Annotated in this window: 10 protein-coding genes; 3 read left to right on the forward strand and 7 right to left on the reverse strand. The window is 71.8% G+C overall.

What is annotated here, in order from left to right:
* Both D6689_05030 and xseA read right to left on the reverse strand, forming a co-directional pair.
* Window positions 1–434 (reverse strand): hypothetical protein (locus D6689_05030; protein RMH43466.1); only part of this gene is annotated, 434 nt, incomplete at its 3' end.
* On the reverse strand, window positions 397–1,767 hold the full coding sequence (gene xseA, locus D6689_05035; GenBank protein ID RMH43467.1) for an exodeoxyribonuclease VII large subunit: 1,371 nt from the start codon (window positions 1,765–1,767) through the stop codon (window positions 397–399). The genes xseA and D6689_05030, both read right to left, overlap by 38 nt.
* 453 nt (window positions 1,768–2,220) lie before the next feature.
* Between xseA and D6689_05040 the strand changes: the two genes are divergently transcribed.
* Entirely contained in the window at window positions 2,221–3,387 is a 1,167-nt protein-coding gene (locus D6689_05040; GenBank protein ID RMH43468.1) for a hypothetical protein, read from the forward strand.
* Window positions 3,384–4,874, forward strand: a complete 1,491-nt coding sequence (locus D6689_05045) for a cysteine--tRNA ligase (protein ID RMH43469.1) — start codon at window positions 3,384–3,386, stop codon at window positions 4,872–4,874. Before D6689_05040 ends, D6689_05045 begins: the two co-directional genes overlap by 4 nt.
* 461 nt (window positions 4,875–5,335) lie before the next feature.
* Here D6689_05045 and D6689_05050 read toward each other — a convergent pair whose 3' ends face one another.
* Entirely contained in the window at window positions 5,336–5,617 is a 282-nt protein-coding gene (locus D6689_05050) for a glutaredoxin (GenBank protein ID RMH43470.1), read from the reverse strand.
* 149 nt (window positions 5,618–5,766) lie between these two features.
* Complete coding sequence (locus tag D6689_05055; protein ID RMH43471.1) at window positions 5,767–6,960, reverse strand: hypothetical protein; 1,194 nt, start codon at window positions 6,958–6,960, stop codon at window positions 5,767–5,769.
* A 253-nt stretch (window positions 6,961–7,213) separates the two neighbouring features.
* Between D6689_05055 and D6689_05060 the strand changes: the two genes are divergently transcribed.
* Complete coding sequence (locus tag D6689_05060) at window positions 7,214–7,759, forward strand: hypothetical protein (protein ID RMH43472.1); 546 nt, start codon at window positions 7,214–7,216, stop codon at window positions 7,757–7,759.
* A gap of 21 nt (window positions 7,760–7,780) precedes the next feature.
* Here D6689_05060 and D6689_05065 read toward each other — a convergent pair whose 3' ends face one another.
* The 3 genes from D6689_05065 to D6689_05075 all read right to left on the reverse strand — a co-directional run.
* The gene (locus D6689_05065) at window positions 7,781–9,340 is read right to left on the reverse strand and encodes a hypothetical protein (protein RMH43473.1); all 1,560 of its coding nucleotides are present in this window, start codon (window positions 9,338–9,340) and stop codon (window positions 7,781–7,783) included.
* Window position 9,341: 1 nt separating this feature from the next.
* A complete protein-coding gene (locus D6689_05070) occupies window positions 9,342–10,832 on the reverse strand; it encodes a serine/threonine protein kinase (GenBank protein ID RMH43474.1) in 1,491 nt (496 codons plus the stop codon).
* A gap of 125 nt (window positions 10,833–10,957) precedes the next feature.
* The coding region (locus D6689_05075; protein RMH43475.1) for a hypothetical protein at window positions 10,958–11,168 on the reverse strand (211 nt) is incomplete at its 5' end.

Raw genomic sequence — 11,168 nt, forward strand, 5'->3', positions numbered from 1 at the left:
ATCGCTTCGCCGCCGGGCAACGCCGTGAGCAGGACGTCGACGTCGCCGGCGGCGACGCGTGCGGCGATCGTGTCGACGCGATCGTCGGGGGCGACTTCGTAGCCGAGGTCGACGCACAATTCCGCCGCGCGCGCGCGGTGCGTCGCCGCGGTCTCGGCGATCGCGACGACGCCGCGGTGCGCGACGCGCGGTGCGCGGCGGCGCGCGGACGCCGGCGCGCCGGGCGACGGTCGCGCGCCGTCGTCGCCGGCGGCCCGGGGCTGCGCGACGGCGGCCGAACCGGGCGTGTCGTCGCGCGCGCCGCCGTCGTGCTGCGCGCGGCTCGCCCGGCTCCGCTTCGAGGGCGCGCGCGCCTTGCCGCCCGGCGACGTGCTCGCGCGCTTGGTCTTTCCTCGCTTACGCTGGCTCTGGCTCGCGGTCTTCTTCCGGCTCATGTACGTGCTCCACGGTGCAGTCGAGCCGTCCCCGCGCCAACACCACGCCGATTCCGTCGCCCGGGGCGACCGACCGCGCATCGGTGATCACGCGGTCGCCCGCGCGCGCGATCGCGTAGCCTCGGTCGAGCGTGCGCAGCGGGCTCAACGCGTCCAGGCGCGCCGCCAGCTCGGCCAGGTCGCGGCCGGCCGCCGTGCGCCGCCGGTCGAATGCCGCGGCGGCCGCGGCCTCGAGCTGCCGGACTTCGCCGCGGTGTCGTTCGAGCCGCGCGCGCGGGTGGTGCAACTCGACGCGGCGCTGTAGCTCGGCCAGGTCGCGCCGGCGCGTCGCGACGGCCGTGGCGATCGCGCGCTGCGCGGCCGCGGTCCAGCGATCGATCCGCTGGCGTTCATCGCGGACGCGCACGATCAGCTCGCGGGCCAGCCGCCGCTCGAGCTTGACCAGCGCGTCGACCAGCTCGTCGCGCACGGGGACCGCGAGTTCGCCGGCCTGCGACGGCGTCGCCGCGCGGCAGTCGGCGGCGAGGTCGGCGAGCGTGACGTCTACTTCGTGTCCCACGGCGCTGATCACCGGCACGGGGCAGGCCGCAATCGCGCGCACCACGCGCTCGTCATTGAACGCCGCCAGGTCGGCGGCCGAGCCGCCGCCGCGACCGACGATCACGACGTCGACCGGATGTCGTACGATCGCTTCGAGCGCCGCGACGATCTGCTCTGGCGCGGCCGCGCCTTGCACTTGCGCGTCGGCAACGAGAATCGGCACCGGGAACCGACGGTGCACGACCCGCACGATGTCGTGCACCGCCGCGCCCGAGCGCGACGTGACCACGCCGATCCGCCGCGGCAGTCGCGGGAGCGGTCGCTTGCGCGCGGGGTCGAACAACCCTTCGGCGGCCAGCGCCCGCTTGAGCTGCTCGAGCGCGAGCGCCTCGGCGCCGATGCCGGCGGGTTCGATCGCCTTCGCGTAGAACTGCAGCTTGCCCGCGGCGGGGTAGATGCCGAGTTCACCGCGACACAACAGGTGCTGGCCCTCTTCGAGAGCGAACCGGAGCCGCGCCGCGTCGGCGCGCCACAGCACCGCGTTGAGTCGGCCGTCGCGTCCGTCCTGGAGACAGAAATAGACATGGCCGGACGCCGCGCGCTTGACCTGGACCGCCTCGCCCTCGATCCAGATCGTGCCGATGCGCGCCTTGAGGGCGCGCTGCGCCAGTTGAATCGCGTCGCTCACCGACAGCGGGTGGTCGCGGTCCCCCGGCTGGGGGGCATCCTCCCGCAACTCGCCGTCGACCAGCCGGTCGAACAGCGGCATCCCGATGTCGGACGGCTTCGGCATCCCGTTCGGGACATTATTTCGCACTCCGGCCCCGCGATGCCCGCCTGTCCGCCGTTTTTCGTTCGCCGGCGTCGACTGCGCGCCGGCGCCGGCGTGTTCCCCGCGGAACTTGCCCCTATACTAGAGGGGCCTGAATCCGTCGCACCTCGTGCCATGTCCGTGAGCCCTCACGCTGCGTCGCGCTTTCGAGCCCCGGCCGCCCCGCGGCTGTCGTCGCGCGTGCGCTGCTCGGACCTCGGCGATCCGATTCGGCCGGGCAACCCGGTCGGTGCGCTCGGGGTTGTCCCTCCCTACAGAACGCGACCTGCCGTGTCCCGGAACCCTCCGGTTGCGTGGCTCCTCGGTCCCGTGGCCCCGGCGAGCGCCTTCGTTTTGCGCTGCCCGCGATGTCGTGGACCTCGCCCGAGTCACGCTGCATTCAGGGACGGCCACTAGCCCGTCACCGCCCCCGACATGACCGACTCCGCAGACACGAGCGATCCGACGCCTTCGCCGGCTCCCGAGCCGGGCGCGCCGTTTCCGAAGGGCAAACTCGATCCGGAGCTCGTCGCGCTTCGGCGGCCGGCGGTGCGCGTCGGGCCCGTGCTGTCTGCGTGTGTCGTCGTGTTTTGCATCTACATGATGGCGTCGCTGCGCGCCGACCTGCGGTTTTCACGCGAACCGGGCGAACCGCGGGCGGTCGCTGACGCGGCGGCGCTGCTGGCCGACGCCGATGCGCTCGTCGATCGCTTCGTGGCGGCGCGCACCGTCCCGGACCGGAGCTTCGCCGCGATGGTCGCGACGGGCGCCGCGATCGGCGGTCACCGCGTGACGCCCGTGCTCGGCACCGGCGACCGGCTGTGGCTGTGGGCCGACGGCAATCCGTGGACCGCCGAGCCCGCGCACGACGAGGTATACCGCGGCCGGCTGCGGCGCGCGGCGGCGCTGCCGTTTTTCCCGGCGCTGCGCGCCTACGTCGCGAACCAGCCGCCGTGGCCGCGGGCCGTGGCGATCGACGCGTTTCGCGCGGCGCTCGTCGCGCGCGCCGCGGCGGTCGCGAACCCGGCCGGCGGCGAGCTCGCGGTGACGGACGCCACCGAGGTCGACATTACGGAGCGCGTACGCGGGCGCGCGGAGGTCGTCGCGCGACTTACCCCGGAGCGAGGCGACGAGGCCGCGTGGGGACGCGCGCTCGAGGCCGCCGGCGTGATCCCGGGCGGCGCGACGCCCGTCCGGCGCGACGAGTTCGCGCTGTGGTACCGCGTTCCGGCCCCCGGCGGGCTCGAGCCGCTGCGCCGCGCGCTGGCCGAGCACGACCTGTTCGCCGCCGAGGTGCGCCCGGTCGTCGACCGGATCACCGCGCGGTGGGGGGAGCTGCGCGGCGGGCCGGGCGGCGTCGCGCTCGGCGACCACGAGATTGCGTGGGAGGACGTCGATGGCGTGGCGATCGCGGTGCCGCACGCCGTCCCCGACGACGCGATGGTGCTGTTGACCGACGAGCGTCCGAGCGCGTATTGGTACCTCACCGCTCTGTACGTGTTGATGGCCGCGTTCGCCGCGCTGTTCGCGTGGACGCTCGTGCGCGGCGTCCTCGACATCGCGCGGGCGCGCCGCTCCCCACCCATGGAACCCACACCGTGACGCCGATCCGCCTGTACGACTCTCTCCGCAAGCAAAAGGTTCCGTTCGAGCCGCGCGAGCCCGGCAAGGTGTCGATGTACCTGTGCGGTCCGACGACGTACGACTCCGCGCATCTGGGCCACGCGCGGTCGGCGATCTCGTTCGACCTCGTGCGGCGCGCGTTCCGCTTCCTCGGCTACGAGGTCACGTTCGTCCGCAACATCACGGACGTGGACGACAAGATCATCCAGCGCGCGAACGAGCGCGGCGAGGACCCGGTCGCGCTCGCGCGCCGCTACGCCGACGAATACAACCGCGACATGGCGATGCTCGGCGTGCTGCCACCGGACGTCGAGCCGCGCGTGAGCGAACACATCGAGCCGATCATCCAACTCATCCAGCGACTCGTCGATGCGGGCAAGGCCTACGCGGTCGACGGCGACGTGTACTTCGCCGTCGACACGTTCCCGAGTTACGGCCAACTCAGCGGCCAGTCGATCGACGACCTGCGCGCCGGCGCCCGGGTCGAGGTCGATCAGCGCAAGCGGGCGCCGGTGGACTTCGCACTGTGGAAGGCCGCGAAGCCGGGCGAGCCCGCGTGGGACTCCCCGTGGGGCAAGGGGCGGCCGGGCTGGCACATCGAGTGCTCCGCGATGACGTGGAAGCACCTCGGGGAGGCGTTCGATGTCCACGGCGGCGGCAAAGACCTCGTGTTCCCGCATCACGAAAACGAGATCGCGCAGTCGCAAGGCGCGTTTGGTCCAGCGTCGTTTGCGCGGTACTGGATGCACAACGGATTCGTCAACCTCAACGACGAGAAGATGTCGAAGTCGCTCGGCAACTTCTTTTCGATTGCCGAGGTGATTCGCCACCACGACCCCGAAGCGGTGCGCTTGTTTCTGCTGTCGCATCACATTCGTTCCCCCATCAACCTCGAGGTCGTCGACCGCGACGGCGAGCCCGCGTTTCCGGACCTCGAGCAGGCCGAGCGACGGCTCGAGTATTTCTACACGACCCTCAAGCGGCTCGACGCGTTCAACCGGGCCGCCCCCGATCCGGGCGACGGGCCGGTCGTCGACGGCGCCGACGCGCTGGTGCCCGAGGTCCGTGCGGCGCTGGCCGACGACTTCAACGCGCCGGTCGCGATCGCTGCGCTCGGCGAGGCGGCGCGACTGGCCAACAAGCTGCTCGACGAGGGCAAGGGGGGGCCGAAGGACGTGCGGCGCCGGTCATTGCGCCGGCTCGCCGCGGACATCCGGTCGGTCGCCAACGATGCGCTCGGCCTGCTGTCGCGGGACCCGGATGCGTTCTTGACCGCCCGCCGCGACCGGCTGGCGAGCAAGCGGGGCATCGACGTGCAGGCCGTCGAGCGATTGGTAGCCGAGCGCGCGGAGGCCCGCAAGCGCAAGGACTTTGCCGCCGCGGACGAGCTGCGCGATCGCCTCGCGCACATGGGCGTCGAAGTGCTCGACACGCCGGCCGGCGCCGAGTGGCGCGTCGCGGACTGAGCGCGCGCGTGCGTGCCCGCGCGGGGGCCGTCCTCGCGAACCCCGACGCGCGGCGGACGGGCTCGCGGGCGGCGGGTTGGCGCACGCCCGCGCCGCGCCGCGTCGCCGGCCCGCGCGCGCGCCCGGCAAGACCGGGACGTCGACGCGCAAGATCGCGCCGGGTTGCACGCGCCACCGAGTGCGAGCGTCGACCGCGCGGGCTGTGACCGCGAGGTCGACCGGGCCGACGCGCGCGTCTGGACCGAGGCCGAGCCATCGGGCGGTGACGCGTGCGGCATAGTTCGCCAGGCGGGCGCGCTCGCGGGGGTCGAGCGTGCCCGAGCCGTCGGCGTCCATCTGCTCGACGAGCGCCGCCGCCGCCGGCCCCGCGACGTGATAGTTCGCCGCGATCGTGTCGCCGCAGCGCACCGCGGTCACCGGCCCCACGGCGTCGTGGGCCGCGGCCGGCCGCGCGGCCGCGATCACTGCGACGACGACAGCAACCGCGCCAGCTCCCCGGAGCGATCCAGCGCGCTCAACTCGGTGAAGCCGCCGATCGAACGTCCCTTGATGAAGATCTGCGGCACCGTGTGGCGTCCGGTCACTTCCCGCAGCCAGCGCCGCGCCGCATCGTCCCCCGTCACGTCGATGTGCTCGTAGTCGATTCCGCGCTCGTCGAGCAGCGCCGCCGCGGCGTCGCAGTAGCCGCAGCCGCGCCGCGCGTACATCACGACGTCGCGGTCTGGAAGCTTGTAGGTCGTCATACATCGGCTCGCATCGAAACAGGCGTTGTCGGTCGACCGGTCGAGGAGCCGGCCGGAGACAGCGCGGTGTCGGTGTGCGCGCAATCGCGCGCGTGCGTGTCGTCGTTCGCCGTCGGGTGCAACTGCATGCTATCCGTGGCGGGGCGCGGTCATTCGTCGCCGTCCTCGCTCAGGTAGGCGAGAATGACCTCGTCGAGGCTGCGCTCCGAGATCAGGTCGCCGCCGAACACGCTGTCGGCCGGCGGTTCCTCACGGGCCGCGCGGGCGCGGCGCGGGCGCGATTGCGGCGGCGGCGCCGACGACGGCGCCGCGCTGGGCCGGGGCGGTCGCCGCGGCGAAGGCGGTCGCGGGTCGCCGCCGACTGGCTTGGGCGGCGCGCCGACGATGACCGCTGGGCGCGACACGACCACGCCGGCCGCCGCGCGCGGCTGGGTCGTCTGGCGAGCCGCCGGGCGAACGCCCCGTGCGGTGGTCACCGCGTCGCGCTGGGTGGTGGTCCGCGCCGGCCGTGGGACCGCGCTCGGGATCGGAGGCGGAGTGGACACCGCCGGGCGCCGAGGCAGTCCGGTCCCGGTCGCGGCGGGCGCGACCGACGGCCGCGCGGTCGTGCGGGCCGGCGCCGCGTCGCGCGGCGGCGCGGCATCGCGCGGCGGCGCGGCGTCGTCCGTCGCGATCGGCACGGGGCCCGACGGGGGCCGCTGCGCGCGGACCTCCTCCTCGCCGATGATCGCGCGCATCTGGCCGGTGTTCATCAGCGGCGCCTCGCGCACGCCGCCTCGCCGGTGGACGTACGACGTCGCACCGGGCGGCACGGGCGCGCCGGGCGGCGCGGGCGAGTGCACCTCCGCCGGGATGTCGACGGGGCGGGGTTGATGGATCTCGACCGGTAGCGACGGGGCGTCCTCGACGGGCGCGGGCGTTGCAAACTGGACGACCGGCGCTTCGGGCACCGGCGCGTGGCTCGCAGGCGGCGCTTCGCGGGGCGGTGCCGCCTGCGGCGGAGCTGGCGCGTCGTCGGGAGCGACGGTTTCGGGCCGGGCGGAGTCGGGGGCGTCGTCCGGGTGCGGTCCGAGGTAATCGACGATCTTGGCGTCGAACGCACCGGCCCTCAACTCTTTGAGCACCGCCTTGTGCTGCGCCTGCATCAGCGACTTGACGACCTCCTCGGCCGCTTCCGGGTCGTAGTCGAGCTTGCGCGTCGTGATGATGACGCCGCCGTGGAACAGGTGGGTATAGATGTGCGGATTGTCCACGCCCGAGTCCTCTGTCTGGACGTGGAACACCCTCCCGCGGTGGCGGAAGTTGTGGTTGTAGCCGAGAATCGGCGAGCGTTTGGACGCCACGGCCGTCTCACGAGGATAGCACGTTCCGCTGGCCCCCGGTCGCGCCTGGGACGGAGTGCGCGCAATCGGGGCCGTCCGATTCGGCGGCGTCTACGCGCCGGTCGCGGCGGGCATTCTGTACTCGTTTCGGCCCCCGATGCCGCGCTAACTCGGTATGATTCGGGAGCCCTTCGACACCGACTGGCCAACCGACGACCCGAGGGAGATGACACCGGTGCCTGAAGCAGACGCGCAACGTCGGCTGAGGGCCGCGATGACCGAATGGCTGGTCTCGCTGCCCCACGACATCAAGATGCTCTACGAGGCTGCGGCCGACCAGGATCTCGCGCGCGGGGCGCGCGAGGTCGCCGTGGGCGCGATCATCTCGACGATCGGCCAGGGCCACCTGCCGGGCGTCCCGCCCGACGATTTTTCGAACTACTGCGACAGCGCGATCCTTTTGCGCATGGCGCTTCAGCGCATTGTCGCGATCGGCGGCGAGGACGCGGAGACCCTTCGCTCCCGATTCGACGGCTTCTTTGCGTCGCTCGACGAAGATCTCGCGCTGTGCCGGGAGGCGATCGGCGACCGGTACGAGTGGCTCGAGCAGAAGCTCGAGCGGTTGCCGACCCTCACGTACAAGGGCAAAAAGATCGCCGATTACCTCGACGACGACGACGCGAGCGCGTTTTTGTACGAGGAGGGGCTGGAGTTTCGCACCGAGTACGAGGTCGATGAAGACCTGCTCGGCGATCGCCTCAAGAAAGCGCAGACGATCCTCGACGCGCTCGACAAGCGCCGGCAGTCCGAGACGCGGTGACCGCCGATCCGGCGCGGCCGGTTATCGCTTGCGCCGCAGTCGAGCCGACAGGCGGTCCCACGCCCGTCGCATCGCACCCGGAGGCCGGTTGGCGCCGTGACCCTCACGCAGGTATGCCCACCGCGCGGACGGGTCCATGCCGAATTGTACGTACAACATGTTCAGGTCGTCGACGAACCGGCTGATGCCGTCCGTGTACAGGTCCCACGACAGGCAGTAACTGTCCGGCTTGTTGCGGATCATCGCCTTGGCGATGACGAGCATGATGCGCGGGTCGATCAGTTCGCCGTTGCCGTCGAGGTAGTGTTTGTAGGAAAAGAACCGGTCCTCCGGCGCGAGTTCGATCCCCTCTCCCTCTTCGCTGCGCGGTGCGCGCAGATTCTGGATGATGCTGTACTCGTGCTCGATGTACGCCGCGACCGTGTTGCTCTCGTCCTTGCGCTCGTACTCGATGAACTTGCGGAACGCGTCGTACAGCGTCTTCGGGTTCGCATACGCGCCGCTGATCAGGTAATAGAACAGCGCGCCGAGGGAGTAGATGTCCGCCGGCCTGCCGACGGCCTTGGTCACCTTCGCGCGCACGTTCGTCTCCGACATTTCGGCGTACGGCGTGGTCAGCATGAGCTTCTTGCGGCCGCGGTCGGCGCCGGCGATCGTGTACGCGGTTGGCCGGTTGTACAGCGAAAATATGTCGTTTTCGTGGATGTCGATGTAGAAGTCCTCGAAGAACTCGACCTCCGGCGATCCCTGCTGCACGTTCACGAGCAGCTCGAAGCTGTTCGTCTCCTGCTCCGGGCTCTGGAAGTAGAGCGTGCCGGGCACGCTCTGGAAGCGGGTCATCGACACGTCCATGTCCGGGTCGCGGGCCTTGCCCACGTTGAAGTCGGCGAGCTTCACGCGCAGGCGCGAGCCGCGCAATGTCGGGTCGGGCAGCTTGAGCAGCACGTTGGCCGGTTTGATGTCCCGATGGCACGTATCGCGCACGAGGTGCGCGTACTCGATCGCGGTCGCGATCGGCATCATGTACTCGAGCACGCGAAACAGCCGCTCGTGCGCGCTGACCGACAGCAGGTCGTCGCGGCGCCGCCGCGCACGGGACCCCTTGAGCCGCTCCTCGAGCGACATGTCGAGGAGTTCGAGGATCATGAAGTCGTTTTCGACGATGCCGCGCAGCTGGGGCGGGATGAAGTGTTCGTTGTCCGACTCGCCCGAGGCGAGCAGTTCGACGATGTTGTCGTGCCCCTGGACGCGCTCGAGGATCTCCTTCTCCATCTGAAAGCGCATGGCGTCCTCCGCCGATACGCCCGACTGGAGGATCTTGATCGCGACGTTGCGCCGGAACGTGGTCTTCGATTCGACCCAGCGCTCCTCGCCGAGATACGCCTTGGCGAACCGGCCCGAACCGAGTTCGATCGGCTGTTGGTTCTCGTCGACGACGAACGCGTAGGTGCGCGTGCGCGTGATGTACGGCGACACCTGAAACAGGTCCATCGCCGGAATCGTCTTCTCCCCGTCGTCGTAGTCGAGGCGTTGCGCGGGGGGCGCGGTCTTCGGCGGCGGCTTCGGCGGGTGGGAAGGCATGTCACGAACTCCTTCGGCGGCGGCCGGTCGCGCGGGCACTCCCCATCGCGCGCGCGGGCGGCGCGTAGACGAACACGCACTCCGCGTCGGGGCCGAAGTCGAGGACCACGGCCTGCGGGCACTGGTCGACGCTGAGCGCGACCGGGACGCCGCCGACGTCGAACACCCGGTGGCCGGCAGCTGGCCGCCCGAGGTCGATGTCGGCGCGCGCTACGACCTCACCGTTCGGTTGAACGAATTCCACCGGAGCCGATTCGAACAGCTGCACGGCGACGGACGGCCGCGCGCCGCCGCGCGCCACGAAACACGAAAGCCCCTTGACGCCCGCGCAGTAGCCGTCGGCGCCGGGGACGATCGAGACGCGCGCGCGGACCGCGCCGCCGGCGGCGGCCACGTCGGCCGCACCGCCGTCTGTCGGGACGAACACACAGCGCCGGCCCGCCACGACGGCGCCGGCGTCCTCAACGCGCAGCGGGCGCGGCGGCGCGGCCGGGCGGGCCGCCCCGTCGGCCGGCGGCGGCACCGGGGTGAGGTGCGACGGCGCGCGCGTCCGGCGCGCGGCGCGGGCGAGGGCGTCGGCGAATGCGAGCGCGTCGCGAGGGCGGTCGGCCGGATCGTAGCGGCACGCGTCCACCAGCGCGTCGACGACCGCCGGCGGCGCCGCCACGCCGTCGAACAGCGCCCGGATCACGTCCGCTGCGCGTTCGCGCCGGCGCTGCGCCTCGACCGCGCCCTCGGCCGCGAACGGGACGATCCCCGTGAGCATGAACACGGTGACCGCGCCGAGCGCGTAGATGTCGGTGGCGGGGCCGACCGGGTCGCCGGCGAGCTGTTCCGGCGCCGCCCACCGCGGCGACAACATCGTGACGTGCTCGCCGGCGATGACGCGCGTGTCCGACGCGCGATAGCGGCGGACGTCGATATCTTCGGTCGAGGTCGCCTTGGCGATGCCGAAGTCGGCGAGCTTGACGGCGCGCCCGCCCGCCGTACCGGCAAACAGGATGTTCTTGGGCTTGATGTCGCGATGGATGATGCCGCGGTCGTGCGCCTCGGCGAGCGCGCCGCACAGCGCCACCGTGATGGCCGTCGCGTCGTCCACCGACAGTGGCCCCTCGATCCGCACGCGTCGCGACAGGGTCCCGCCGTCCATGTACTCCGATACCTGAAACGGCAGCCCCCGGTCGGGGGGATCCCCGTCGCGGGGCGGCAAGTGGCCGAAGTCGTAGATGCGCAACGTGTTGGGATGGGTGAGCTGCGACAGCGCGAACGCTTCCTGGACGAAGTGCTCGTAGCTGGTGCGCCACAGGCCGTCTGACGCCCCGATCTTGTGGAAGACCTTGATACAGACCGGCCGGGCGAGCCGCTCGTCGTCGCCGCGGTAGACCACGCTGTGCCCCCCGAGCGCGATGCGCTCCACCGCGCGATAGCGGTCGAGCACGATCTGCCCCGGTGAGAGCGGCTCAGCGGCCGCGGCCTGGCGTGCATCCGGCATGAAACGGCCGCCCCCGCGGCCATTTGGATCGTCCCGCGCGGAACGCCCGCCTGTCAATTGGAGGCCACCGGACCGGCGCGCCGGCTTGACGCACCGCGGCGTCGCGGGGCGGGGGCCGCGCTCGCCTACCGCTTCGCGCCGGCGGCGGGCGCAGCTGGCGCACGCCGGCCGCCCGACGCGGCGATCGGGCGCAGCGCGGCGGACAGGTCCTCGCGCGACGCGACGTAGAGGAACTCCTTGTTGCGGATGTGGCTGACGCGGCCGACCTTCTCACCGCTCGGGTTGTAGATGCCGATCTGGGCGCCGACATAGCGCTTGAAGTCGCGTTCGATCGTC

Source organism: Deltaproteobacteria bacterium (assembly GCA_003696105.1).
In the GTDB taxonomy this organism is placed as follows: Bacteria; Myxococcota_A; Polyangia; order Haliangiales; family J016; genus J016.